The sequence below is a fragment of the Skermania piniformis genome (assembly GCF_019285775.1).
In the GTDB taxonomy this organism is placed as follows: Bacteria; Actinomycetota; Actinomycetes; order Mycobacteriales; family Mycobacteriaceae; genus Skermania; species Skermania pinensis.
Genome location: NZ_CP079105.1, coordinates 3434081 through 3459606 on the forward strand (window position 1 = coordinate 3434081; position 25526 = coordinate 3459606).

The 25526-nt window shown below is 69.4% G+C and carries 22 protein-coding genes; 10 read left to right on the forward strand and 12 right to left on the reverse strand.

The genetic code is table 11. The features are described from left to right. Positions 1 to 47: 47 nt before the first annotated feature. The 5 genes from KV203_RS15905 to KV203_RS15925 are packed head-to-tail and all read right to left on the reverse strand — an operon-like array spanning position 48 to position 7840. Positions 48 to 866: an ABC transporter permease gene (locus KV203_RS15905; protein WP_066472418.1), complete on the reverse strand. Its 819-nt coding sequence runs from the start codon at positions 864 to 866 to the stop codon at positions 48 to 50. After that, positions 863 to 1675, reverse strand: coding sequence for an ABC transporter permease (locus KV203_RS15910; protein WP_066472424.1), 813 nt, complete (start codon positions 1673 to 1675; stop codon positions 863 to 865). The genes KV203_RS15905 and KV203_RS15910 overlap by 4 nt, the downstream gene beginning before the upstream one ends. Continuing rightward, positions 1675 to 2622, reverse strand: a complete 948-nt coding sequence (locus KV203_RS15915) for an ATP-binding cassette domain-containing protein (RefSeq protein WP_083530200.1) — start codon at positions 2620 to 2622, stop codon at positions 1675 to 1677. Before KV203_RS15915 ends, KV203_RS15910 begins: the two co-directional genes overlap by 1 nt. 17 nt (positions 2623 to 2639) lie before the next feature. After that, entirely contained in the window at positions 2640 to 4283 is a 1644-nt protein-coding gene (locus KV203_RS15920; protein WP_066472426.1) for a (2,3-dihydroxybenzoyl)adenylate synthase, read from the reverse strand. Next, the gene (locus KV203_RS15925) at positions 4280 to 7840 is read right to left on the reverse strand and encodes a non-ribosomal peptide synthetase (protein WP_066472659.1); all 3561 of its coding nucleotides are present in this window, start codon (positions 7838 to 7840) and stop codon (positions 4280 to 4282) included. Before KV203_RS15925 ends, KV203_RS15920 begins: the two co-directional genes overlap by 4 nt. A 246-nt stretch (positions 7841 to 8086) precedes the next feature. Between KV203_RS15925 and KV203_RS15930 the strand changes: the two genes are divergently transcribed. The 8 genes from KV203_RS15930 to KV203_RS15965 all read left to right on the forward strand — a co-directional run bounded on the left by KV203_RS15930 (position 8087) and on the right by KV203_RS15965 (position 15396). Continuing rightward, positions 8087 to 9628: an AMP-binding protein gene (locus KV203_RS15930; protein ID WP_066472428.1), complete on the forward strand. Its 1542-nt coding sequence runs from the start codon at positions 8087 to 8089 to the stop codon at positions 9626 to 9628. 34 nt (positions 9629 to 9662) lie between these two features. After that, a complete protein-coding gene (locus KV203_RS15935) occupies positions 9663 to 10034 on the forward strand; it encodes an acyl carrier protein (RefSeq protein ID WP_066472429.1) in 372 nt (123 codons plus the stop codon). Continuing rightward, positions 10031 to 11194 (forward strand): acyl-CoA dehydrogenase family protein, encoded by a 1164-nt coding sequence (locus tag KV203_RS15940; protein WP_066472432.1) that lies wholly within the window; start codon positions 10031 to 10033, stop codon positions 11192 to 11194. Before KV203_RS15935 ends, KV203_RS15940 begins: the two co-directional genes overlap by 4 nt. 1 nt (position 11195) lies before the next feature. Then, a complete protein-coding gene (locus KV203_RS15945) occupies positions 11196 to 12431 on the forward strand; it encodes an acyl-CoA dehydrogenase family protein (RefSeq protein ID WP_066472435.1) in 1236 nt (411 codons plus the stop codon). A gap of 4 nt (positions 12432 to 12435) precedes the next feature. Continuing rightward, positions 12436 to 13206 carry an alpha/beta fold hydrolase gene (locus tag KV203_RS15950; protein WP_066472438.1) on the forward strand — a complete coding sequence of 257 codons (771 nt, stop codon included), beginning with the start codon at positions 12436 to 12438 and terminating at the stop codon, positions 13204 to 13206. 70 nt (positions 13207 to 13276) lie between these two features. Next, a complete protein-coding gene (locus KV203_RS15955) occupies positions 13277 to 13762 on the forward strand; it encodes an MTB12 C-terminal domain-containing protein (RefSeq protein WP_066472441.1) in 486 nt (161 codons plus the stop codon). A gap of 84 nt (positions 13763 to 13846) precedes the next feature. After that, positions 13847 to 14581 carry an ABC transporter ATP-binding protein gene (locus tag KV203_RS15960; RefSeq protein WP_066472444.1) on the forward strand — a complete coding sequence of 245 codons (735 nt, stop codon included), beginning with the start codon at positions 13847 to 13849 and terminating at the stop codon, positions 14579 to 14581. Beyond that, positions 14578 to 15396, forward strand: a complete 819-nt coding sequence (locus tag KV203_RS15965; protein WP_066472447.1) for an ABC transporter permease — start codon at positions 14578 to 14580, stop codon at positions 15394 to 15396. Before KV203_RS15960 ends, KV203_RS15965 begins: the two co-directional genes overlap by 4 nt. Positions 15397 to 15412: 16 nt before the next feature. Here KV203_RS15965 and mbtM read toward each other — a convergent pair whose 3' ends face one another. The 3 genes from mbtM to KV203_RS15980 are packed head-to-tail and all read right to left on the reverse strand — an operon-like array spanning position 15413 to position 18416. Then, on the reverse strand, positions 15413 to 17029 hold the full coding sequence (gene mbtM / locus KV203_RS15970; protein ID WP_066472450.1) for a long-chain-fatty acid--ACP ligase MbtM: 1617 nt from the start codon (positions 17027 to 17029) through the stop codon (positions 15413 to 15415). A 35-nt stretch (positions 17030 to 17064) separates the two neighbouring features. Further along, a complete protein-coding gene (locus KV203_RS15975) occupies positions 17065 to 17544 on the reverse strand; it encodes a flavodoxin domain-containing protein (RefSeq protein WP_066472453.1) in 480 nt (159 codons plus the stop codon). A gap of 35 nt (positions 17545 to 17579) precedes the next feature. Then, the gene (locus KV203_RS15980) at positions 17580 to 18416 is read right to left on the reverse strand and encodes an ABC transporter ATP-binding protein (protein ID WP_066472455.1); all 837 of its coding nucleotides are present in this window, start codon (positions 18414 to 18416) and stop codon (positions 17580 to 17582) included. A 23-nt stretch (positions 18417 to 18439) separates the two neighbouring features. Here KV203_RS15980 and KV203_RS15985 point away from each other — a divergent pair, with 23 nt between their 5' ends. Next, positions 18440 to 19150, forward strand: coding sequence for a siderophore-interacting protein (locus tag KV203_RS15985; protein ID WP_066472458.1), 711 nt, complete (start codon positions 18440 to 18442; stop codon positions 19148 to 19150). A 9-nt stretch (positions 19151 to 19159) separates the two neighbouring features. Here KV203_RS15985 and KV203_RS15990 read toward each other — a convergent pair whose 3' ends face one another. Together KV203_RS15990 and KV203_RS15995 are read right to left on the reverse strand one after the other, a co-directional pair. Beyond that, positions 19160 to 20893, reverse strand: coding sequence for a glycerol-3-phosphate dehydrogenase/oxidase (locus KV203_RS15990; RefSeq protein ID WP_066472462.1), 1734 nt, complete (start codon positions 20891 to 20893; stop codon positions 19160 to 19162). A 9-nt stretch (positions 20894 to 20902) separates the two neighbouring features. Beyond that, on the reverse strand, positions 20903 to 21730 hold the full coding sequence (locus KV203_RS15995) for a class I SAM-dependent methyltransferase (protein WP_066472472.1): 828 nt from the start codon (positions 21728 to 21730) through the stop codon (positions 20903 to 20905). A 92-nt stretch (positions 21731 to 21822) separates the two neighbouring features. Between KV203_RS15995 and glpK the strand changes: the two genes are divergently transcribed. Beyond that, positions 21823 to 23304: a glycerol kinase GlpK gene (gene glpK / locus KV203_RS16000; RefSeq protein WP_066472475.1), complete on the forward strand. Its 1482-nt coding sequence runs from the start codon at positions 21823 to 21825 to the stop codon at positions 23302 to 23304. 44 nt (positions 23305 to 23348) lie between these two features. On the opposite strand, the gene KV203_RS16005 is transcribed toward glpK, so the two are convergent. Together KV203_RS16005 and KV203_RS16010 are read right to left on the reverse strand one after the other, a co-directional pair. Further along, the gene (locus KV203_RS16005; protein ID WP_066472477.1) at positions 23349 to 24002 is read right to left on the reverse strand and encodes a DUF8176 domain-containing protein; all 654 of its coding nucleotides are present in this window, start codon (positions 24000 to 24002) and stop codon (positions 23349 to 23351) included. Between the two features lie 119 nt (positions 24003 to 24121). Then, complete coding sequence (locus KV203_RS16010) at positions 24122 to 25525, reverse strand: NAD(P)H-quinone dehydrogenase (protein WP_066472662.1); 1404 nt, start codon at positions 25523 to 25525, stop codon at positions 24122 to 24124. Position 25526 lies beyond the last annotated feature (1 nt).

A 25526-nucleotide genomic window follows, 5' to 3' on the forward strand; every position in this document is an offset into this window, starting at 1 on the left:
CAGCGACCAGCGGATACCGATGGCGCAGCGACCGGCCGGCGAGCCGCTCATCGGCCCTCCGCCGCCCGCCGGTATCCGCGCATCGCCACCGGCCCGGACACCGCGACCAGCCCGATCGTCCACGCGACGGTCTCCAGCAGCGGTGCCGCCACCGCGCCACCCTCGGTCAGCCCGCGCATCGCCTCGATCGCCGGGCTCATCGGCTGGTGCCGAACCACCGGCTGCAACCAGCCCGGATATTCGGTGATCGGCACGAATCCGACATTGAAGAACAACAGCAGCAGAAACAGTCCGGCAAGTTGCTGCAAGGTTTGCCGGACGGCCACCGTGGCCACGGCGACCACCAGCACTGCGATCCCCACGGCGAACACCATCGGCACCGCGATCGCTACCAGACCGGCGAGCAACCCGTGCTGGAACCGAAACCCGAGCGGCACCGCGACCGCGAACAACACCACCGTGCTCAACCCGGTACGTACCGCCTCGGCCGACAGCCGCCCGGCCAGGAAGCCCGCCCGCGGCACCGGCAGCGACCAGGTCCGGGTCAGCAGGCCGCTGTCCCGATCGTCGATCAAGCTGATCCCGGTGGCGACGGTGCCGTACATCGCCGCAACCAACGCGACCAGCCCGGCATTGCCGTAGATGCTGTTGCCGCCCCCCATCGCGGTCACGGTCTTGCCGAGCACCAGCTGGAACATCAGCAGCATGAAGGCCGGAAACGCGACGGTCTGCACCACCACGCCCGGATCGCGTGACCAGGTCCGTAGCAGCGTCGCGACGGTCACGACCAGATGTCGGCCGAGCGAGACGGAACGGCGCGCGGTCGCCGGCCCGACATTCACCGGCGCGGCGGGCGCGGCGTTCACCGGCGCACCTGTGCTCGACCGGCCGCCACCGCGGCGGCGGCACCGATCAGCAGCAGCCCCGCCGACCAGCACAACACCGCCGTCCACGCGATCGCCGACCCGGCAGCCAAACCTCGTAACGCCTCGGCGAACACCGACAGCGGCTGATTGCGGACGAACGGCTGCACCCACTCGGGAAAGGCCGCCGCCGGCAGTAGACCGGTCGAGGCCAGCACCAGGATCAGTTGCGGAATCATCAACACGGTCGCCACCGACGTCGCGTTGCCCGCGACCGTGCCGACCGCGTCGGTCAGCATGCTCAGCGACAACCCGAACAACACCACCAGCCCGAGGAATGCGAGCGTCGCCCACACCGATCCGTGGAACCGGAAGCCCAGGGCGAACGCGATCGCCAACCCACCCACCAGGATCAGCAGCATCCGGACCGACACCCAGGCCATCCGCGCCAGGAACGGGGTGACGCGCGGAATCGGCAACGACGCCAGCCGTTGCCGCACGCCTTCTCGGGCGTCCTCGCCGGCGGCCTCGGTGGTCACGATCGCGGTGAACACTCCGGCCTGCAACAGCACGATCGGGGCGAGGAACTGCGCGTACTCGCCGCCCACCCGCTCGAACTGCCGGTGCAGCGGCACATAGAAGCAGACGAAGAAGATCACCGGACCGAGCGTGGCGAACACGACGTCACCGGCACGCACGGCGGCCAGCGCACGGCGTCGGGCCAACGTTGCCAAAGCCGCCGGCCACGGGACGGATTGCCGTGCCGGCCGGTCCGCGAGAGCGGGCGGACGGGTCGGCGCGACTGCGGTCATCAGGGCACCTGCTCGGTCAATTGCAGAAACACCTCGTCCAGCGACGGCTGGCGCAGGCCGACGTCGACGACGTCGATCCGCGCCTCCCGGAGCAGCGCGATCACCTCGGCGACGGTGGACATCCCGGCCTCGGACCGGAACACCAGTCGCGGGTGCGCAGCCGGACCGGCGGCCGGCGTCTCGACCGACTCGAACCGGCCGAGCACGGTGGCGACCCGGTCCAGGTCGCCCGGATCGACCAGGGTCACCTCGCAGACCGCCGCGCCCGCGTGCCGCTTCAGCTCGGCCGGCGTCCCGGTCGCCACCACAGCACCCCGGTCGAGCAGCACGATCCGGTCGGCCAGCAGGTCGGCCTCCGCCAGATACTGCGTCGTCAGCAGGACGGTGATGCCTTCGGCGCGCAGGCCCGCGACGATCTCCCAGACCGCCGCACGGCTGCGCGGGTCGAGTCCGGTGGTCGGCTCGTCGAGAAAGAGCACCGCCGGTCGGGTCACCAGCGCGCCGGCGATGTCGACCCGGCGCTGCATGCCGCCGGACAACGTGGCGACCCGGCGGTCGCGGACCGCGCCCAGGTCGAACTGCTCGACCAGTTCGTCGATCCGGGCGCGCAGTCGCTCCCCGCGCAAACCGGTGAGGTTGCCGAACATCGCGAGGTTCTCCGCCGCCGTGAGCCCGCCGTCGAGGGCAGCGCTCTGCCCGGTGAGCGAGATCAGTTCCCGGACCCGCGCGGCGTCGGCGACCACGTCGTGGCCGCAGATCCGTGCGCTGCCCGCGGTCGGTCGCTGCAGCGTGGCGAGCAACGTGACCGTCGTCGTCTTGCCACTGCCGTTGGGACCGAGCAAGCCGAGCACGGTGCCGGGCGCCGCCTCGAACGAGATCCCGTGCAGGGCGGTGACCTCGCCGTAGGTTTTCGCCAACCCGGCGACCTCGATGGCCGGTACGGACACCGCGGGCTCCTTTCCGATCACGACGCCGGCCCGCCGGCCCGCAACGCCTTCTTGTCGATCTTGCCCAGCGGGGTGAGCGGCATGGTCTCGATCACCCGCACCGTGTCCGGCGCCTTGCCGGCCGCGAGTCCGGCGCGGCCCAGGAAGGCGGCCAGTTCCCGGCGGGTCGGCACCGTCTCGCCCCGAACTACCAGATAGACGACACTGCGTTCACCGAGCCGCGGGTCGGGTTCGCCGACCATCGCGACCGACTCGATCGCCGGGTGCGCCGCCAACGCGCCCTCCACCTCCGCCGGGGCGATCTTCTCCCCGGCCCGGTTGATCTGGTCCTTGATCCGGCCGACCACGATCAGGTGCCCGCTCGCCAACCGCCGCACCTGATCCCCGGTCCGGTAGAAACCGTCGGCGGTGAACGCGGTCTTGTTGTGTTCCGCCGCGGCGTAATAGCCCCGCGGGGTATAGGCCCCCCGCACGGTGAGCTCGCCGACCTCGCCGGTCCCGACCTCGGTGCCGTGCTCGTCGACCACGCGGATCTCGTCGGCCGCCGACACCGGCGCTCCCTGGGTCGTGCACACCGTCTCGACATCGTCGTCGAGGTAGGTCGCGCAGAACAAGCCCTCGGACATGCCGAGAATCTGCTGCAGGGTCACGTCGAGTTCGGTGACGATCCGCCGGGCCATCGGGTCGGCCAGTCGGGCCGACCCGATCTCGAGCACCTCGAGCGACGAGATGTCGGCGGTCCCGCGGGCGTACTCGTCCAGCCAGGCCGGCACCAGTTGCGGATTGATCGCGGTATAGGTCACTCGTTCCCGCTCGATCAGCGCGAAACATTGCGCCGGGTCCGGACTCTCGGCCAGCACCACCCGGCCGCCGACGGCCAGCGTGCCCAGGATGCCCGGACAGTTCCAGGTGAAGTTGAACGCGATCGGCAACACCGCCAGGTACACCGTCTGCGCGGTCAGCCCGCAGCGCGCACCGGCCGCCCGCGAGTTGTAGAAGTAGTCGTCGTGCGTGCGCGGGATCAGTTTCGGCGTACCGGTGGTCCCGCCGGACAACAGCAGCAGGGCCAGATCGCTCGCGGCACCCGCGTGCAGCGGCGCCGCCGGCTCGGGGGCGTCGGCCACCGACCGGTAGGTCACGAACCGGTCGTCGGCGGCGTACTCGCCGAGCTCGCCGACCACGATGATGTGCCGAACGGACCCGACCAGATCGGCTACCTGCCGAGCCAGCCCGCGATGGTCGAAGCGCTGGTGCACGTCGGTGGTGACATAGGCGACCGCCGACGTCGTCGCGGCCAACTGGGACAGCTCGCGGTGCCGGTGTCCCGGCTGGGCGTGCACCGGCACCGCGCCCAGGTGCTGCAGCCCGAACCAGGTGACGACGAACTCGATCCGGTTCGGCAGTTGCAGCAGCACGACATCGCCCGCGCCGATCCCCAGCTCACGCAGCCCGACGGCGACGCGTCGGGACCGGGTGAGCAACTCGCCGTAGGTGATTCGCTCGGCATCCGCGATCGGTCCGCCGCCGATCAGCGCAACGTCGTCGCGATGGCGGTCGGCGAGGTCGGCCAGGATCCGGTCGAAGGTCCGGCCCTGCCAGTACCCGGCGGCGCGATAGCGCTGCTGGAACTCGACCGGCCAGCCGGGAACGCGCTCGGTCATCGGCTGGTTCCTTCCGGGATGGGGCTGTCGGACCCGGCCGGGTCCAGCGCTTCGGCCACCTCGTCGTCGGACATGGTGGCGACGTCGACGCAGATCGCCGCGACCGCAGCCAGTCGCTCCGGGTCGCTGCTGCGCGCCAGCATGCGCTGCGCGACCGCGCCGACGGTCCGGCCGAGCAACAGATCACTCACTGCCACCTCGTCGGTATCGAGCCAGGTCATGATCCGGGCGATCGCGGCGGTGGCCCGCACCGAGTCGCCGCCGAGCGCGAAGAAGTCGTCCGCCCGACCGAGCTGCGACACTCCCAGGAACTGGCCGAGCACCAGCGCGAGCGCGGTCTCCAGGTCGGTGCGCGGCGGGGCGTAATCGCGTTCGCCGGCCACCGCGACCAACATCGCGGACAACGCCCGGTGGTCGACTTTTCCGTTGCCGGTCAACGGAATCGAGTCCAGCACGGTGATTCGGTCCGGAATCATGTACGCCGGTAACCGGTCGGCGAGCCGACTGCGCAACTGCGTGCCGAGCGCGGCCGGGTCGGCGTCGGGATCAACGGCGGTCACGGCCGCGAGCAGCGCGGCGGACCCGGTGCACCGATCGACCTCGACCACCGCTCGGCCGACCTCGGGCTCCGCCGACAGCACCGCCGCCACCTCCCCCGGTTCGATCCGATAGCCGCGCAGCTTGATCTGGTCGTCGACGCGTCCGACGACGTCGATCAATCCGTCGTCGCGCCAACTCACCAGGTCACCGGTGCAGTACCACCGAACGCCCTGCTCCTCGACGAACCGTTCGGCGGTACGTTCCGGATCACCGACATAGCCGTCGGCGATACCCACCCCGGACACCCACAATTCGCCGACCACCCAGTCCGGACAGTCGTGCCCGGTCGGCGACACCACCCGGCACGCCAGGTTCGCCAGCGGGCGACCGAACGGGATCACCGACCAGTCGGCCGGAATCTCCCGCGGCACGATCGCCACCGTGTGATGGATCGCGGTCTCGGTCGCCCCACCCATCCCGGCGAAGACCGCGGTCGGTGCGGCAGCGAACAGCCGCAGCGCCAGCTCCCGGCCGGCCTTGTCGCCCGCCACCACCACGGTGCGCACCCCGTGCAACGCCGCTGAATCTCCGACCGCATCCAGAATCATGCCGAGAATTCCAGGCACGCAGTACAACTGGGTGACCCCCAGTCGTTCGATCAGGCCGGCGAGCAGCCGACCGTCCCGTCGGGCGGTGTCGTCGATCGCCACCACCGAACCGCCGACGGCGAGCGGAGCGAAGATGTCCTGGATCGAGACGTCGAACTCCAGCGCCGACAGCACGATCGACCGATCGGCCGGGCGCACCTCGTAGAGCTCCTGGCACCGCTCGAGCGTGTTCATCACCGCCCGATGCGGTACCTGCACCCCTTTGGGGGTGCCGGTCGATCCCGAGGTGAACAGGATGTAGGCAGGTGTGTCGGCCGCCCCGAACCGGGGCTCGACCGGCTCGATCCCCGCCAGGTCGAGCGCATCCAGCGCGACGGCCGGCAGGTGTTGCGCGGCTGCGGTATCGGCATCGTCCACGATGGCCAGCCGGGTGCCGGCCGCATCCTGGATCAGCCGGCGGCGCTCCGCCGGTTGATCGACACCGATCGGCAGATAGGTCCCGCCGGCCGCCAGGACGGCCAGCACCGCGATGATCTGCCACGGGCCGCGCGGCAGCTGGATCGATACGACATCCCCGGCGTCGACGCCGGCCGCGCGCAGTCGGGCAGCCAGGCGGAGTGCTCGATCGGCCAGTTCGCGGTACCTCAGCTGATGGTCGGTGCCGCCCGCGGACCAGAGCAGCGCCACCGCGTCCGGCCGCACCGCAGCCTGATCGAAGAACGGTTCATGCAGCGCACGGCCGGATTCCGGGGCGGATAACGCATTCAGCGCGGCGCGTCGGGCGGCCTGGTCGGCGGGCAGTCGCAGATCGAACGGCACCGACCAATCCGACTCCGGCGCCAGCAGTCGATCCAGCTCGGCGCTGTACCGGGCGAACATCGCATCGATCACGCCGGGCCGGAACGCGTCTTCGCGCACGTCCCAGTTGGTGAGCAGACCGCCGCGCAGCTCCACCACCTGGGCATCGAGGACGACCTGCGGACCCTGGGAGATGATCCAGACCGGGTCCCCGAACTCGGCCAGCACCGAGTCGGCGAACAACTCGCCGAGGTCCATCCCGCTGGTGTAGACGACCGGGGCGAGCACCGCCGCACCCCGGTGCCGCCCGAGGTCCCGAATCACCTCCAGCCCCGGATAGGCCGAGTGCGCGGCGGCACGGTGCAGCTCGGCTTGCACGGCGCGCACCGTGTCGACGAACGGGCGGTCTCGATTGGCGTCCACCGCAACCATGATCGAACTCGTGAAATCTCCGGCCAGCAGACGCACGTCGTCGTGCAGCGGCTCCCGGTCGAACAACGGCAGGTTCAGCAGCATCCGCTGCTCGCCCGACCAGCGACCGACCACCTCGGCGAATACCGTGGCCAGCACCACCGCCGGGGTGACCCCGGCAGCTCGGGAGCGGGCCAGCAACCGCCGCTTCGCGGCCGGACCCACGTGGTACTCCCGGCGGGTGCTGCGGTGCGGATCGGCGCGAGCACTCTCCGGGATCAGCGGCAGCGCCGGCGGATCGGGCAACTCGTCGAGCATTCCGGCCCACCACTGTTCGGCGACGGCCCGAGCCCGGGCGCGGGATGCCGCGTGCTCGCTCAGGTACTGCCGGTAGCTGTAGCCGATCGGGGCGAGCGACGCCCCGTCGCCGGCATAACCGGCGGCAAGATCACGCAACAGGGTGCGGTAACTCATCGCGTCGGCGGCGAGCATGTCCACGTCGACGTGCACTCTGGTGCGCCCCGCGGGAAGCAGCGTGAGGTCGACGACGAACACCTGCCCGCGCGCGACGTCGAGCAACTGGTGCGAGTTGCGTTGCCGGATGGCTTTCAGCTCGGCCGCGACCGTATCCGGGTCGGCAGCGCGCAGATCGCACAGCCGGAAGTTGGGCAGCTCGGTCCGGTCGAGAATGCGTTGCCGCCCGTTGTCGTCGAACCGAACCCGGAGCATCTCGTGCCGTCCGACCAGCTCGGCGACGGCAGCCGCCAATCGGTCGGGATCCACGCTCGCCCCGTCGAACTCCGCGTACAGGTGCGCCGCGACCCCGCCGAGCGCCTGGGAGTCCATCCGCCCGACCCAGTAGGCGTGCTGCATGGTGGCCAGCCCGAAGGTTGCGTCGTCGGACCGGCGGCCGGCCGGGACATCCGCGGTGGCCGCGGCAACCCGTTGTGCCGTGCGCTCGGCCACCAGCCGACACCAGGCACGCAAGGTCGGCTCCAGCGCCAGGTCGGCGAAATTCAGCTCGACGCCGCGCCGCCGCCATTGCGCCGCAAGGTCGATCATCAGCAGGGAATGCACGCCGAACTCGATGAGATCGGTGTCCCGGTCCAGATCGGACAGGTCCTCCGCCATCAGCTCCCCCAGCGCGCCGCGGATTCGCCGCTCGATCTCCTGGTCTTCGATACCCACCGACGTGCTCATGAGCGCCTTTTCGTTGATGATCGCGTACCCGCCCGACACAAGCCCCGACCCAAGGCACAGTCACCCGGTAGGCCTGTTAGCAAGCTTAGCCTATACTAATTTCTTGATACACTCGACAGGTGCTCGGACGTACGCACAACGCGGCGCGTCCCCACTCCGGCAGAACTTCGAACTGGCTCGTGCGCAGGAGGATCCACCCCGTTGACCCATTCGCCTACAGTCCACAGCCGATCCGGGGTCGATTCCGTGGCGGGTGGACATCCGACGACCAGCCTGGCCGCGGCGCTGATCGCGGCGGCCGATCGGTACCCGAGCCGTCTCGCGGTCGCCGACGAGTGCACCGAGCTGAGTTATCACGACCTCGATCGCGCGGTCGGCGAGCTGACAGAGAAGTTGCAGTCCAATGGAATTCGCGTCGGAACGCGGGTAGCAGTACTGCTGCCGCGAAGCCTGGCCGGAGTGATCGCGATCCACGCCGTGGTGCGGCTCGGCGCCACGCCGGCGCCGCTCGATCCGGGCGATCCCGACCCGCGACTGGCCGCCGCCTGCGACGGTGCCGAGATCTCACATCTGCTGGTCGGTGCGGCCGATCGAGACCGGATGACGCCGCTGTTCGGCCCGGCGCTGGAGCTGGCACCGGATATCTTCCTGGCCAACCGAGCTCGGCACGCGGTGGGAGTTGCGAGCGGGTCGCCGACCACTCGGCCGGGCTACCTTCTGTTCACCTCGGGCAGTACCGGTTTGCCGCGCGGCGTGCTCCTCGGACACGACGCGGTATCCCACTTCGCCGGCTGGGCGGCCGGTCGGCTGGGGTTGACTCCGGCCGACCGGATCGCGGCGCAGTCCGCGCTGACCTTCGACCTGAGCACCTTCGATCTGTTCAGCACCGCGATGGCCGGTGCCGCTCAGCTGCTGGTGCCGGACTGGCTCAAGCCGTTTCCCGGCGACTTCGTCGATTGGCTTGCCGAAAAAAAGATCTCGGTGATCTACGCGGTGCCCTCCCTGGTGCGCGCAATCTCCGACACCAGCGCCGACAGCGCCCGCCTACCGGCATTGCGCACCATCGCCTATGCCGGCGAGCCCTACCCCGAACGCGCGCTCGGGGAGCTGCTCGCCACCCTCGACGGTGTTGCCGTGCACAACTTCTACGGCCCGACCGAGACCAACGTCTGCACCGCCGAACTGCTCGCGCCCAACCGGCGAGCCGGCACGCCGGTATCGATCGGCACCGCGATCGACGGTGTGTCGGTATGCGTGGTCGACGACGAACTGCAGGCCACGGCCGGTTCCGGGGAGTTGGTGGTCGCCGGGCCCACCCTGCTCGACGGCTACCTCGCCGCCGGACGACTCGTCGACCCCTGTGTCGGAGTGCGTTTTCCGGACGGTATCCGGCGGCGGGCATACCGCACCGGCGACCGCGCGGCGACCGGTCCGGACGGCCGCTTCTATCTGTCCGGCCGGCGGGATGCGCAGATCAAACGCAACGGTTTCCGGATCGATCTCGCCGGGCTGGAAGCCACCGCCGCATCGGTCGCCGCGGTTCGACACTGCGCAGCGATCGCCGTACCACCGGCCAACCGGGTATTGCTGTATCTGGAGCCGGAGCCGACCGCCACCCGATCGGCGGACGAACTGATCGCATCGGTGCACGCTGCGGTGGGTTCGATCCACTCCACTCGTCATCGCCCCGACCGGGTCGAAGTTGTCGCAGAGCTTCCGCGCAATGTTCGCGGCAAGATCGACTACGCCCAACTCCGTTCCCGCGCCGCTGCGTCCGGCGAGACGTAATCCGTTGACCCGCTGTGCGATGAAAGGATCTACCGTGACCTCAGCGGCCGAGCAAACACTCAGTCTGACCGAGATCTGCACCCTCGTGGCCGGCTGTATCAAAGGGACCGGCCCCGATGCCGTCGTCGTGACACCGGACACCGAGCTGCTGCTCACCGGGATACTCGACTCGCTGACCGTGATGAAGATCGTCGCCGAACTGGAGCGATCCCTCGGTATCGACCTGCCGCCGACCTTCATCGCCGCCAAGAACTTCCGCACCCCGCAGACCCTGCACGCCGCGGTTGTCGATACGCAGCACGCCGCGGTTGTCGATACGCAGCACGCCGCGGTTGTCGATACGCAGCACGCCGCGGTTGTCGATACGCGACACGCCGCGGTCACCGCCGCCGAGCCACCGCGATGACCGTATCGAAGGTGCGCACGGCGGCGCGCGCCGCGATCGTGGCCCAGGCCGCGGCCGAGGTCGCGCCGATCGCAGACACCCTGCGCGCTGCCGACACCCGTTCGGCCTGGCGGCACCTGCTGGCCCTGGAGTCGGTCGCCGAGATCGTCGCCGCACCGTTTCGGACCGAGCGCGGGACCGGCGCGATACGGCACACCGTCGCCGTCGTGGAGGGCCTCGGCGTGGGCGGACTGGCGCCCGGCCTGTGCTACGCGCTCACCTCCCAGTTGTTCGGAATCCAATGGCCGCTGGCCGGACTCGGCGCGTTGAGCGGTGCGGTACAGCACGCGGTCTGCACCGGCGAACAAATCCTCTGCCACGCGCTCACCGAGGAGGGGGGCGGCAGCGATCCGCTGTCCATGCGCACCGAGGCGATCCCCGATCCGACCTGTCCGAGCGACTACGTGCTCCGCGGCGGGAAGGCCTTCGTCACGGCCGCTCCGATCGCCGACCTCGCGTTGACCTTCGCCCGGACCGCACCCGGCCGCAGCCCGTTCGCACTGACCGCATTCCTGGTGCCCACCGATTCCCCGGGCGTCACCCGCAGCGCACCGCTGGCCAAGCTGGCCTTGACCGAGATTCCCATGGGCAATCTGGATTTCGACCAGGTGCGGTTACCGGCTCGGGCGGCGGTGACCCCGGAAGGCGCCGGCATGGCGTTGCTGATGGACACCACCACCTGGGAACGGGCCCTGCTGTTCAGCTATGCGATCGGGATCATGCAACGACGGCTCGATCAACTCTGCGCGCGGTTGCGCGAGCGCGAGCAGTTCGGCCGGCCGCTCGGCGCCAGCCCGCTGGTCGCCGGGCGGGTCGCCGATCTCGCCATCCTGCTGCTGCGGATGCGTTCGCTGATCGCGAGCATCGCCGAGGAGGTGGATTCGGCAACACCGCTACGGGTGCTCGCCAATCGCGCCGCGATGGTGAAGATCTCCTGCGCCCAGGATCTGGCTGCCTTCGAGGCCGGCGCCGGACTGCTCACCGGAGTACGGGCGGTGATCGCCGACTCCGGGCTCACCGCCGACCCGACCAGCGGCCTGGCCGCGTCGATCTATGCCGGGACCAACGACCTGCTCCGGATCGGCATTGCGCGCGATCTCGGCCTGCCCGTGGAGAACTGACATGACCGTCGATACCGAACCGACCGTGACGACCAGCACGATCGCGCGGGACCGGATCGCCGCCGCGAGCGCCCGAGTCGATCGGATCGCCGACGAGCTGGGCGAGCTGGCAGATCCGGTCGACCGCGGCGATGCCGATCCGGCGGCGGCGTTCCGGCTGGTCGCCGACGCCGGCCTGCTCACCCTCCTGCTGCCGACAACCGACGGCGGCTTCGGGCTCGATTTCGCCGGCTACACCCAGGTGCTGGCCCGGATCGCCCGCGTGAACGGTGCTACCGCACTCGGCTTCAACATGCACAACGCCGCGATCGCCAGCGTCTTCGAGATCGACGAGACCCGGCTGGACAAGGCCGGCAGCCGATTTCGCACCTGGGTGGTGCAGGAGGTGCGCGATCACCGCCGGATGTTCGCCTCGGCCACCTCCGAACCCGGCACCGGCGCGCGGCTGCGTGGACTGGCGACCACCTACCGGCACGACGGCGACCAGCTCGTCCTGGACGGCGTCAAGTCGTTCGTCTCACTGGCTCCGATCGCCGACTATTACGTCGTATCGGCCCGTGAAGTCGCCACCCGCGGTACCACGCCCGGCGACGGTCCCGGATCGAACGAGTTCGAGGTATCCGAGGTGGTGCTCGACCGGGCCGCCGCCGGAGTCGAGATCGACCGCTGGTGGCCCGGTGCCGGACTGCGCGGCACCGCGACCGCGAGCGTGACCCTGCGGGGCGTGGTGACACCCGGCTCGCGGTTGTATCTGGGCGTCGAGGGTATGTCGCTGTTCAACGTGGTGCGGGCACCGCATTGGATGGCCGCCGGTTACCTCGGCGCCTACCTCGGAATCGCCGAAGCGACGGTCGATTTCGTCGCCGACACGCTGCGGCACAAGGGCGCGACCGCGCCGGCCGTACTCGACGAGTTCGGCGCGATGGTGATCGCGTACGAGGCGACTCGGTCGCTGGTGCTGCGGGCCGCCGCCGCCGTGTCCCACCGCGACCCGGATGCGAACGCCCTGATCTACGCGGCCAAGCAGCATCTGGGTCGCACCGGCCAGGACCTGGCGGCCACGGCGGTCCGGCTGGTCGGCTCGGCCGCGATGGCCACCGCCGGACCGATGCAGCGATTGCTGCGGGAGATCCAGTTCTGCTCGATCATGCCGGCCAAACCACACGACTGTACGAACTACGTCGCCCGGGCCCGCCTGGGCGACAACATGCTCGACGTGCGATCGCAGAGCTGGTAAGCCGGTGGCCGTTCTCGACCACGAGCTGGGCGAGCTCGAGTACCAGGTCCACCCGGGCACAGCGCCGGCGCCACAGCTGGTTCTCCTGCACGAGGGACTCGGTTCGGTGGCCCAGTGGGGCCGGCTTCCGGCCCGGCTCGCGACCGCGACCGGGATGACGACGCTGAGCTACTCCCGACACGGCTACGGCGGGTCCGGCGGGAGGTTCCGCGGCGGCGACGACTACCTGCTCGTCGAGGCGGACGCCGTGCTGCCGCAGGTGCTGAACCGGGTCGGCGCCGGCACCGATCCGGTGCTGATCGGGCACAGCGACGGCGCCTCGATCGCGATCGCCTATGCTGCCCGGCGACCGGTCCGGGGCCTGGTCCTGATCGCCCCGCACGTCGTCGTGGAGCGCCGGACCATCGATGGAATACGCAGCGCTGCAGCTACCTTCGAGGACACTCTGGCTCGTTCGCTGCGGCCCTATCACGACGACCCACTCGCCTTGTTCACCGCGTGGTCGCAGACCTGGCTCGCGCCCAGCTTTGCCGCCATGGACCTGACCGATCGGGTCGCCCGGATCGACGCACCCGTACTCCTGGTCCAGGGTGAGCTGGACCAGTACGGAACCGCCGCACAGCTCGACCGGATCGCGGCCACCGCCGCCGGACCGGTCCGGATCGCGATCCTGCCCGGCATCTCGCACCATCCGCACGTCGAGGCGGCGACCGAAACCCTGGAACTCATCCGGGATTTCACGAATTCGCTGGTCAGCCGCGACACAGTGAGTTAGGTTTGACTAACCTTAGTGCCTTGGATAGGATACGGCCCGAGTCATATCTCCTGGTCAAGAAGGATTTCTCATGCCGAAGTACCTAAGAGTTACGCTCGTCGCCTTGTTCGGCGCCCTGCTCGGGATCGGCGTTGCCCAACCCGCCGGCGCAGACGTATCGATCCGCAACGCCTCGGCCAACGATCTGTACCTCAGCGCGGACGCCGTCCCCACCATCGATCAGCTGGAGCGTCAGTTCGCGGCGTTCTGGAACCCGAACATCGGCCTGGACCCCAAGGTCGAGGTCAGCTACAACGGTGAAGGTGCCCGTCCCGCCCTGGCGCGCGTGATGGAGAGCAGCAAGACGATGGACTTCTTCTCGATCCAGGGCCGGGCCTACGAGCCGGTCGAGGTGTCCGGCGACGCGCTCGCCGTCACCGTCAGCGGCCTGATGGCCGGTATCCCGGCGACCACCACCCGGTACCACCTGGTCCGCGACGGCGGGCTGTGGAAGTACAACTGGAAAGCGATCTGCCAGGAGATGCAGTGCTCCGGTAATCCCGATTTCGGCTACTGATCTCGCCTGGACGAGGAGCGGCTCCGCACCCGATGCGGAGCCGTTTCGCGTTCTCCCACTACCCGATCGGCCAGAACTGGAATCATGATCAGCATTCGCGGCGTATCCAAGAAGTACGGCCGGAATCTCGTGGTCGACGACGTCACCTTCGCCGCCGAAGCCGGAGCGATCACGTACCTGCTCGGCCCCAACGGTGCCGGCAAATCCACCGTCATGCGGATGATCGCCGGGCTGTCCCGACCCAGCGCCGGCGAGATCACCGTCAACGGCCGTCCGCTGGGCGAATTCTCCACGACTGCTACCGAGATCGGCTTCGGCCTGGGCGCTTTCGCGCGCAACCCGAAACATTCCGCGGCCCGGCAGCTGCGCTGGCAGGCTCGCCTCGGCGGTATCCCGATCCGCCGGATCGACGACGTGTTGACCCAGGTCGGCCTCGACCGGGTCGCAGCGCGTCCGACCGGCAAGTTCTCCTACGGCATGCTGCAGCGGCTGAACATCGCCGGCGCACTGCTGTCGGATCCCCGAACCATCGTCCTCGACGAGCCGGCCAACGGCCTCGACGTCGAGGGCACGCTCTGGCTGCGCGAGCTGCTCCTGGACCTCGCAGCGGCCGGAAAGTGTGTGCTGATCGCCTCGCACGATCTGACCGAGGTGGCCATCACCGGCTCCCAGGTCGTCATCCTGGGGAAGGGAAAGGTGTTGTCCGATACCACCAATGCCGAGCTGCTCGCGATGGGTTCCGGGCCCCGACCGCTGGAATCGGCCTATGTCGAGATCACCCGGTCCAGCCTGGAGTACACCGCCGGGACCCGCTCGTGACCACGACGCGCACCGCAGGCGTCCGTACCGTCGCCGGATCGCTGCGTCGATCCGTTCGTAGCGAGCTGGCCAAGCTGTCCGGCCGAAGTTCGGTGTGGCTCGTCGTCATCCCGCTCGCGCTGATCATTCCGCTCGGCCTGAACGTGGGGATCGCCGCGGCTGCCGAGGCGAACGCGTTCGACGGCGCCGGCGGGATGGACACCGACAACGCCGCGTACTGGATCCTGGTCTTCTCGACGTTCATCCTGATGTCGGCAGCGGTAACCGCACTGTGCGCGGAATACAAGGACAAGACGATCGATACCGTCTTCGCCATCGCACCACGACGGGCGCTGCTGCCGGTCGCGAAACTGATCGTGTTCGGTGCGATCGGCGCGGTCGCCGCGGGCGTGATCACGTTCCTGATCCTGTGGGGCATCCCGCAGCTGTTCCCGACCATCTGGGGCCGGGTGGACGTCTGGTCCGCGGCGGGGGTTCGGCTGCTGATCTGCGTGCCGATCTACACCGTCCTGGTGACGGCGGCGGGCCTCGGTTTGTCGGCGCTCGTCCCCAAACCCGGCCTGGTGGTGATGATCGTGCTGCTGTGGAAGTTCGGTATCGAGGTCTTCGCGACCTTCGTTCCGGGCGACCTGGGCCTGCTGTTGCAACGGTTGGCGCCGTTCAAGAACGGCGAGTTGGGTGCCGGTCAGATGACGACGATCGAGTCACCGTTCGGTGGGCCGAACGGCTCGCTGGCGTACTTTGCCGCGCTGTGCCTCGCGGTCTTCGTCCTCGGGACCGTACGGATGACCCGGGTCGACCCGCGCGGCGAGTAGCCCACCCCGCACGGGGCTACTCGCCGGCGTCGGGCCGGTACCTCCCGGCCTCGAACCGGCGCTTCACTTCGAGCCGGCGAAGTTTGCCGGATGTGGTGCGCGGCAGCGTATCCGGTTTGACGAAGACCACTTTGGCCGGGACGATCCCGCACTCGGCGGCCAGAATCTCGATCACCGCGCTGCGCGCTGCCACCTCGTCGCGACCGCGGTACTCGGCGAGCAGAACCAGGCCGGGCCGCCCGCCGGCCTCCGTCGCGAATGCCACCACGCCGCCGCCGCGCACCCCGGCGGCGCGGGCGGCGGCACGCTCCAGCTCGATCGGAAACAGGTTGCGGCCGGCGACGATGACCAGTTCTTTGGCCCGCCCACAGATCACCAGCTGTTCCTCGACCAGATAGCCGATGTCACCGGTGGCGAACCACGACGTCGCGGCAACCGGCTCGTCGGCGAGATAGCCCGACATCATCGAGGTCCCGCGGATCTGCACCTCGCCGACGACCCGATCCCGGATCTGCGGTATCGCGGCGGATGTCGGCACAATCCGGACCTCCATCCCCGCTACGGCGCGACCGAGCATCGCGTACCGGCGGCGCCGGGCGGGCTCGCCGGGTTCGGCAACCTCCACCTCGTCGTACCGGGCACCGTCGCCGGCGGCCGGCATCGTCACGGCGCAGGTCGCTTCGGCCAGACCGTACGACGGGGCGGGGACACCGACCCCGAAGCCGAACCGCTCGGTTTGGGTGACGAACCGCTCGAAGGCATCGCAGTCGATCGGTTCCCCACCGCTGATCGCGACCCGCAGCGCCGAGAGGTCGGCGTCCACCAGGCGGCCGGCGTACTTACCGAGGATGTCGTAGGCGAAGTTCGGCGCGGCGGTGACCGTCGCCCGCGACTCGGTGAGCCAGCTCAGCCAGCGGAACGGCGCCGCCGCGAACGTCGTGTTCGGGACCAGCCACATCGAGCAGCCCCGAGTCAGCCCGGCCGCCAGGAACAACAACCCCATATCGTGGTAGAGCGGCAACCAGCTGAACCCGACATCGTCGCTGGTGATGTCGATGCGGTCGTGCAACGCGCGAGTGTTCGCCAGCAGGGCGGCTGCGGACACGACCGCCGTCTTCGGGGTACCGGTCGAGCCGGCGGTGTGCTGCAGGATCGCCGGCGCATCGGGCGCCAGCGGGACAGCAGTGAACGGTTCACCGGGCGCCATCCCGCGCAGCGCGGCCAGGTCGTGCACCCGCGCGCCGGGAACCGCGGACAGTTCGGCCACCCGCGGACCGTCGGCGAAGACGGTCGTCACCCCGATCGACCCGAACCGGTCGAGCGTCACCTGCGCCCAATCCCGCGGATCTGCGCCACGTACCGGCCCCGGCATGACCGATACCGGTCGGCCGGCCAGCCAGGCGGCGACGACGGTCGCGACGAATTCCTGCGACGGGTCGCCGGTCAGGCCGACCGCACCGGCCACGCCGGCCAACCGCTGCCCGGCGATGGCCTCCGCGTGGGCATACACCGCCGGCCAGGATCGGGTACGCCAGGTCCCGTCGTCGGCATCGAAGGCGGCGAACCGGCCGGACGATGTGGTCAGACTTTCCGCCAGCGCCGAAGCAAGCACCGAGACCGTTGCCGTGGTCATTCCCCGACCTCCCCGTTGTTTTAGGTTAGTCTAACCTAATTTATTGATGATCCGACGCTCGCCAGGGCCACCCGACACAGCGGCGACAGCCGCGTCGCCCACTCCTGCGCCATGTCGACCACCCGGACCTCGGTCGAGGCATCGTGGCGAGCATGCTCGCCGACCTGCACCGCGCCGCACGCGGCGAACTTCTCGGCCGCCATTTCGCCGGCCCGATTGAAGGTGTCGCCGTACACCGAGTCGCCCAGCCCGAACACGGCGAACCGCAAACCGGTCAGGTCCGGCCGGTCGGTGTCGAATACATCGAAGAACATCTCGGCGCCGGTCGGAAACTCCCCGGTGCCGTAGGTGGAACAGACCAGCACCACGAAGCTCGCCCGGCGCGTCAACTCGACTTTCGCGTGATACATGTCGTGCACCGACACGGCATGGTCGCGGGCCAATGTCTTGGCGATCGCATCCGCTGCCAGCTCGGCAGTACCCATCTCCGAACCGACCAGAACCACGACCGACATTCGTATACCTCCTTCAACCCGACCCGACGTACAAGTTAGGTTACGCTAACTTTACTCGACCGAGCAGCCGCCCGGCGGCGGCCGTGCGGCACGACCAGCGGCAGACCGGGCGCGACCGGGTCGTCGACGACCTGCGCCGCCAGCCGGAATACCGAACGCAACAGTTCCGCCGTGATCACCTGCTCGGGCCGCCCCGAAGCCACGACGGCGCCGTCGCTCAGCACGACCAGCCGGTCGCTGTACCGGATCGCCAGATTGAGGTCGTGCAATACCATCACCACGGTTCGCCCCAGGTCGACGTTGAGCCGGTCGACCAGGTCCAGCACCTCCACGGCGTGCGACAGGTCCAGGTACGTGGTCGGCTCGTCCAGCAGCAGCACCCCGGTCTCCTGCGCCAGCGTCAGCGAGATCCAGGCCCGCTGCCGCTGGCCGCCGGACAGTTCGTCGATCGGCCGATCGGCGAACTCCGCCATCCCGGTCAGGTCCAGGACCGCCCGCACCACCGCCTCGTCGTCGGCCGACCACTGCCGCAGCCAGCTCTGGTGCGGGTACCGGCCGCGCCCGACCAGATCCGCCACCGTGAGGCCGGCCGGGGTCACCGGACCCTGCGGCAGAATGCCGATCCGGCGAGCGAGGTCGCGGGCCCGCATCCGGGCGATATCGTGACCGTCGAGCACCACCGTCCCGGACCGCGGCGCGAGCAGCCGGCCCAGCGCACGCAGCAGCGTCGATTTCCCACACCCGTTCGGCCCCACGATCGTCGTGATCGTGCCGGCCTCGAACGCGACATCCAACCCCGCGAGCACCGGCCGGTCACCGTAGTCGACGGAGACCCGGCGCGCGGCCAGCCGTTCCGAGATCGGGCGATCCATATTGGTTAGGCTAAACTAATCTTATGGGTAGAGGAATCGGCGGCGCACTCACCAAGGCCTGGGGTGGCAAGGACTATCAGTTCACCGTCACCGGAACGACGCAGGTCACCGAGAAATACATCCGGGTCGGCTTCGAGGGCGGTGGCTTGTTGACCGCCCATCCGGTGCACCCGACTCAATGGGTACGCCTGTGGTTCCCGACCGACGGCAACGCGGACAAACTCCAGCAGCGCGGCTATACCCTGGTCGACCCCGATCCGGACCACGACCGCTTCGATGTCGAGTTCGCGCTGCACGGCGGACCGGCCTCCGCCTGGGCCGACGCCACCAAGCCGGGCGATCGGATCGAGGCGACCGTGCTGGGCTCGAACTTCACGTTGCCCGATCCGCTGCCGGCGGAGTTCGTCGTCTTCGGTGACACCGCCTCGCTCCCGGCGATCAACTCGCTGCTCGACGCGATCGGCGATGTGCCGGCGCGGGTCTGGCTGGAGTGGCAGCACGAAACCGACCCCACGCTGCCGGTGCGGGCAACGGCCGGCACCGAGGTGACCTGGCTGGAGCGGGTGCACGACGGGCAGCTGCTACGGCTCGCCGCCGACGAGCTGACCTGTCGGCCCGACACCTTCGCCTGGGTCGCGTGCGACGGCCTGACCACCCGCAGCATCACCAAAACGCTGCGCACCAAGCACGGCCTGCCGAAGACCTCGATCAAGTCACAGGCGTACTGGAAGTAGCCGGCCCGCTCACCGCGCGGCGAGCACCGGCTCCAGGATCTCCATCCGGGCTTCCGGCGCCGCCGCGCGCAACGCGTCGGCCGAGGCATCGTCGGGCTGGGTCTGCGACCGGACCTCGGCCTCGACCCGGGCCTGATAGGTGCCGACCTCGCGGTCGATCTCGGCCTCGTCCCAACCGAGCACCGGCGCGACCAGCCGCGCCACCTGCTCGGCACAGTCCACCCCGCGGTGCGCGTACTCGATCGCGATGCGGGTCCGGCGGGCCAGGATGTCCTCCAGGTGCAGTGCCCCCTCCGCGGCCGCGGCGTACACCACCTCCACCTGCAGGTAGGACGGGGCCTCGGTGAGCGGCTGCAGCAGCTCCGGCCGGTCCTCGGCCAGGTCGAGCACCTCGTCGATCAGCGATCCGTACCGCTCCAGCAGATGCTTGATCCGATAGGGATGCACGCCGTACAGCTCGGCCAGCTGCAGGGTCTGATTGACCAGAGCGAAATAGCCGTCCGCCCCCAGCAGCGGCACCCGTTCGGTGATCGAGGGCGATACCCGCGCCGGAATATCCTCGGCGGCAAGCTCGACCGCGTCCTGCGCCATCACCCGGTAGGTGGTGTACTTGCCACCCGCGATGGCGACCAGCCCGGGCGAGACCCGCGCGACGGCATGCTCGCGGGACAACTTCGACGTCTCGTCGCTCTCCCCCGCCAGCAACGGCCGCAAACCGGCGTACACCCCGTCGATGTCGGCGTGGGTGAGCGGGGTGACCAGCACGTCGTTCACCCGGCTGAGCAGGTAGTCGATATCCGCCCGGGTAGCGGCCGGATGGGCCAGGTCGAGGTTCCAATCGGTATCGGTCGTCCCGACGATCCAGTGCGTGCCCCAGGGAATCACGAAGAGTACCGACGTCGCGGTGCGCAGGATGATCGCCGCATCGCTGACGATCCGGTCGCGCGGCACGACGACGTGCACCCCCTTGGATGCCCGAACCCGGAAGTGGCCACGCTGATGCGAGAGCGCCTGCACTTCGTCGGTCCACACCCCGGTCGCGTTGATCACCGCGTGCGCCCGGATCTCGGCGGTCCGGCCGTCCTCGGAGTCGCGCACGCGGACCCCGCTGACCCGATCGGCCTCCCGTAGGAAGCCGACCACTTGAGTCGAATTCCGCACCACCGCACCGTAGTACGCAGCGGTCCGGGCCACGGTCAGGGTGTGCCGGGCATCGTCGACGACCGTGTCGTAGTAACTGATCCCGCCGATCAGCGAACGCCGCTTCAACGCCGGGGCCAACCGCAGCGCGCCGGCGCGGGACAGTTGCTTCTGCGCCGGGACCGAGCGCGCGCCACCCATCTGGTCGTAGAGGAACAATCCGGACGCCACGTAGGGCCGCTCCCAGCCGCGGTGGGTCAGCGGGTAGAGGAACCGCAGCGGGCGGACCAGGTGCGGCGCCAGGGTGGTCAGCGACAGCTCGCGCTCCCGCAACGCCTCGCGGACCAAGCCGAACTCCAGCTGCTCCAGGTATCGCAGACCGCCGTGGAACATCTTCGACGACCGGCTCGACGTACCGGATGCGTAATCGCGGGCCTCGACCAGCGCGACCTTGAGGCCCCGGGTGGCGGCATCCAGGGCGGCACCGGCTCCGACCACGCCGCCACCGATCACGACGACGTCGAACTGCTCTTTGCCCAGCCGTGCCCAGGCCTCTTCACGCTGCTGTGGACCGAGGAACTGGGTGCCCGGTTGTTTCGTCACGGGGTCAGGCTAGCCCGCATCGGCAGCGGCAGTCTCGAGCAGATTCAATTTGTAGGTGGTCACCATCGGTGGCAGCACCAGCCGGAGTGCCTTCATCCCCAACCGATAACGGGCCGGCCAACCCGCTGCGACGTCCGGCTGCGGATCGGCGAAGGTGCGCGACTCCACCAGCCGCAGTCCGCACTGCTGCAGCGTGCGCGGGTCGTCGCAGGTCCACCGCATCCGCGCGGATACCGCCCGGAAGACCGGGTTGCGGTCCTGACTGCCCATCATCGCTCGACCACCGGTGTCGAACGCCAGCGGCGCAGCCGGAAATGCCTGTGCCAACTGCCGCAGCGTGGCGTGCACCTGCGCCTCCGGGAAGTACAGCAGGACGGCCTCGCTGAGCAGGAACAACGGCCCGCCGCGGGCGCGGAGTAACCCGTACCAGTCGGTGGCATGGATCGAGCCTTCGATCATCGTGTATCGGTCCTCGTCGGCGAAGAACTGCCGACGCAACGCCATCGTGTCGCCGACGTCGAGGTCGAACCAGCGAACCCGGCCGTTGTCCAGTCGACGGAACCGGGTACTCAGCCCGCACCCGAGGTCGACGACGGTGCCGTCCGGATGGTCGATCAGGAACCGCCGGACCCACCCGTCGAAGATCGACGCGCGCAGCACCGCCCCGCCGAGCGACGGTCCGCGGAACTTCGAGAAGTCGTAGTCGATCTGCTCGACGAGGTCCGCCGCGGCAGTGTCGCCCAGGATGCTGCGGCGCCGACGGGCGTCGAGCGCCCGACCGTACAGCGGGATGAGCAACGTCTCCTGGATTTCGCCCAGGGCAACCGGCACGCGCACCCGACGACCCTAGCATTAGGGTTACCTAACCAACCCGGGTTCGGCCTCGGTTGCGCACCGCATCGAACCGGCTGGTCGAGTAACCTCCAGCCATGGATGCCTGCATCGCCGCCATCGACCAGGGCACCACCTCATCCCGGTGCATTCTCTTCGACCACGACGGACGGGCGATCGGCTCCGCACAGCTCGAGCACGAGCAGATCTTCCCGCGCGCCGGCTGGGTTGAGCACGATCCGACGGCGTTGTGGCGCAACTCCGCTCGGGCGCTGGAGACGGCGGCTGCCGATGCCGGACGAACCGTCGCCGCGGTCGGCATCACCAACCAACGGGAGACCACGATCGTCTGGGACCGGGCGACCGGCGAACCGGTGACCAACGCGATCGTCTGGCAGGACACCCGCACCGACCGGCTGTGCCTCGAGCTGGCCGGCGCCGCCGGGCCCGACCGTTATCGACAACGCACCGGGCTGCCACTGAGCACCTACTTCGCCGGACCGAAGCTGCGCTGGATCCTGGACAACGTCGCCGGCGCCCGCGCCCGCGCCGAGGCCGGCGAGCTCTGCTTCGGCACCGTGGACAGCTGGCTGGTGTGGCAGCTGACCGGCGGTCGGACGCACGTCACCGACGTCACCAACGCCTCCCGCACCATGCTCATGGACCTGCGCACGCTGGACTGGGACCCGCAGCTGTGCGCCGAGTTCGGCGTACCGCTCGCGATGCTGCCGGAGATCCGCAGCTCGTCCGAGGTCTACGCCGAGGTAGCCGTCGGCCCGCTGGCCGGCGTGCCGATCGCCGGCATCCTCGGCGACCAGCAGGCGGCCACCTTCGGTCAGGCCTGCCTGGACCCGGGCGAAGCGAAGAACACCTACGGCACCGGCAATTTCATGTTGCTGAATACCGGCACCGAACCGGTGGACAGCGAGCACGGACTGCTCACCACCGTCTGCTATCGGCTCGGCGATCAGGCCCCGGTCTACGCGCTGGAGGGTTCCATCGCGGTCACCGGATCGCTGGTGCAGTGGCTGCGCGACAACTTGGGCATCATCGCCGGCGCAGCCGAGATCGAGCCGCTGGCCCTGTCGGTGTCCGACAACGGCGGCGTCTACTTCGTCCCGGCGTTCTCCGGATTGTTCGCCCCGCGCTGGCGGCCGGACGCGCGCGGCGTGATCGCCGGGCTGACCCGGTATGTGAACAAGGCGCACATCGCCCGGGCCGTCCTGGAAGCCACCGCGTTTCAGACTCGCGAGGTGCTCGACGCGATGCGCGCCGACTCCGGGGTCGAGCTGACCACACTGAAGGTGGACGGCGGCATGGTCGGCAACGAGACGTTGATGCAGTTCCAAGCCGACCTTCTCGATGTCCCCGTGGTCCGACCGGTGGTCGCCGAGACCACCGCGCTCGGCGCGGCCTACGCGGCCGGGCTCGCGGTCGGCTACTGGGCCGGCACCGAGGACGTCCGCACCAACTGGGCCGAGGACAAGCGCTGGCTACCCCGGATGAACTCCGCCGAGCGGGACCGGCGCTACGCCGAGTGGAACCGAGCGGTCGAACGCACCTACGGTTGGCTGGACTGATCGGCCGCGGGCCGACGGAATCGGCTCGATCTCCGCATCGACAGCTACTCCGGGGCCTGCGATATACCGACGATCAACGTCTTGCCTTCCTGTACCGCGGTGGTGACAATCTGTCGGTACACGGTGACTTCCCCGGTCGGCCGGGTCTCGGTCAGCTCGACCAGATATCGATCGCTCCCCTGGGGCATGATCGCCAGGCAATGCGTCGAGCCCACCGGGATCGAGTCGATTCCCGACTGGATCACGTCCGCGGTCGGCACCACCCCGCCGGCGGTGCCGAAGTCACGGGCGGCCGCACCGCTGCGCTCGACGTAATAGGCATGCTGGAAGGCGAGGATCGCATCCGGCCCGTTGTCGGTGCCGCCGGGCCCGTTGCCGTAGACGACCTGGCCGTCGATTCGGTTCACACAGGTGCCGGGTGGGGCCTGCCCGGCGTGCGGGATCGGCACGATCGGCCGCGGCGCAGCGGTAGTCGGTACTGCCGGTGCCGACTCCACACTGCGCTGATGCTGCCGCACCAGTGCCACAACCCCCCCGACCAGCAACACCGACGCGACGACGACGAGGGCCACCACTACCCGACGACCGGGCCGGCGCCCGGACGGCGGCTCGACCTGGGCCGGGTCGGACGACGGCGCGTCCGGACCCCAGCTGACCGGTTCCGACCAGGACACCTGCGGCCGACGTGGTTCCTCCACCGGCCCACCTCCTCGACCCAAGCTACTACGTGCAGGTAGGCCCTCGAAGGAGCACTGGGGGCGGCATCGGTCGAGAGCCGACCGCCACCAGAGCTCCGCCGATGGCCGAGCGCGCAGAGCTAATCCAGATCGTCGTGACGCATCAGCTGGCGCGCGGCCTCGGTGACCGAGCCGGTCAACGACGGGTAGACCGAGAAGGTCTGGGCCAGGTCGGTGACCGTCAGATTGTTCTGCACCGCCATCGCGACCGGCAGGATCAGCTCGGAGGCGATCGGTGCGACGACCACACCACCGATCACCACCCCGGTCGCCGGCCGGCAGAAGATCTTCACGAAGCCGCGCCGCAGACCGGACATCTTCGCGCGCGGATTCGTGTTCAGCGGCAGCATCACGGTGCGGGCCGGGACCTTGCCGCTGTCGATGGCGGCCTGGCTGACCCCGACGTTCGCAATCTCCGGCCGAGTGAACACCGCGGAGGCGACCGTCTTGAGCCGGATCGGGCTCACTCCCTCCCCGAGCGCGTGATACATCGCGATCCGGCCCTGCATCGCGGCGACCGACGCGAGCGGCAGCAGGCCGGTGCAGTCGCCGGCGGCATAGATACCCGACACCTGGGTGCGCGAGACCCGATCGACCGCGACATAGCCGCCCCGGTCCAGCGTGATCCCGACCCGCTCGAGCCCGAGTTCGTCGGTGTTCGGCACCGACCCGACACAGAGCAACGCGTGCGACCCGGTCACCGTCCGGTCGTCGGACAGTGTCACCAGGATCCCGTCGTCGGTCCGCTCCACCCGGTCCGCTCGCGCGTGCTTGACCAGTTGCACGCCGCGATCGGCCAACGTGCCTTCGAGCACCAGCGCGGCGTCTTCGTCCTCGTGCGGCAGCATCCGGTCCCGGCTGGACACCAGGGTCACCGGTACTCCCATCTCGGTATAGGCGGAGACGAACTCGGCGCCGGTGACGCCGGAACCGACCACGACCAGGTGCTCGGGCAGCACATCCAGGTCGTAAACCTGACGCCAGTCCAGAATCCGCTCGCCATCCGGCACGGCCCCCGGCAGCACTCGCGGACTCGCGCCGGTGGCAATCAGCACCACCTCCGCGTCGAGCACCCGATCGGTTCCGTCGGCGAGCTCGACGTGCACCTGGTGAGCGGCCATTCCGCGCATCTCGTCGGTCAGCTGGGCCCGGCCGGTGAGTACCCGGACGCCGACCGCCTGCAATCGTGCCCGGATATCGGACGACTGCGCTTTGGCCAGGCTGCGGACCCGCTCGTTGACCGTCGCCAACGACACCGTCGCGTCGGCCGGATCGACCGAAACACCCAGGTCGGTGGCGCGGCGCAGGTCGGTACGCACCCCGGTGGACGCGATGAACGTCTTCGACGGCACACAGTCGTACAGCACGCATGCGCCGCCGACCCCGTCGCTGTCGACCAAAGTCACCTTGCCGCCGTGTTGCGCCGCCACCAGCGCCGCCTCGTAGCCGGCCGGGCCACCGCCGATGATGAGAATGCGGGGCATC

Coding starts and splice junctions, on each gene's coding strand:
- KV203_RS15910 (WP_066472424.1), bottom strand. CDS start 1,675: ATGACCGCAGTCGCGCCGACCCGTCCGCCCGCTCTCGCGGACCGGCCG.
- KV203_RS15920 (WP_066472426.1), bottom strand. CDS start 4,283: ATGACCGAGCGCGTTCCCGGCTGGCCGGTCGAGTTCCAGCAGCGCTAT.
- KV203_RS15925 (WP_066472659.1), bottom strand. CDS start 7,840: ATGAGCACGTCGGTGGGTATCGAAGACCAGGAGATCGAGCGGCGAATC.
- KV203_RS15940 (WP_066472432.1), top strand. CDS start 10,031: ATGACCGTATCGAAGGTGCGCACGGCGGCGCGCGCCGCGATCGTGGCC.
- KV203_RS15945 (WP_066472435.1), top strand. CDS start 11,196: ATGACCGTCGATACCGAACCGACCGTGACGACCAGCACGATCGCGCGG.
- KV203_RS15955 (WP_066472441.1), top strand. CDS start 13,277: ATGCCGAAGTACCTAAGAGTTACGCTCGTCGCCTTGTTCGGCGCCCTG.
- KV203_RS15960 (WP_066472444.1), top strand. CDS start 13,847: ATGATCAGCATTCGCGGCGTATCCAAGAAGTACGGCCGGAATCTCGTG.
- mbtM (WP_066472450.1), bottom strand. CDS start 17,029: ATGACCACGGCAACGGTCTCGGTGCTTGCTTCGGCGCTGGCGGAAAGT.
- KV203_RS15975 (WP_066472453.1), bottom strand. CDS start 17,544: ATGTCGGTCGTGGTTCTGGTCGGTTCGGAGATGGGTACTGCCGAGCTG.
- KV203_RS15980 (WP_066472455.1), bottom strand. CDS start 18,416: ATGGATCGCCCGATCTCGGAACGGCTGGCCGCGCGCCGGGTCTCCGTC.
- KV203_RS15985 (WP_066472458.1), top strand. CDS start 18,440: ATGGGTAGAGGAATCGGCGGCGCACTCACCAAGGCCTGGGGTGGCAAG.
- glpK (WP_066472475.1), top strand. CDS start 21,823: ATGGATGCCTGCATCGCCGCCATCGACCAGGGCACCACCTCATCCCGG.
- KV203_RS16010 (WP_066472662.1), bottom strand. CDS start 25,525: ATGCCCCGCATTCTCATCATCGGCGGTGGCCCGGCCGGCTACGAGGCG.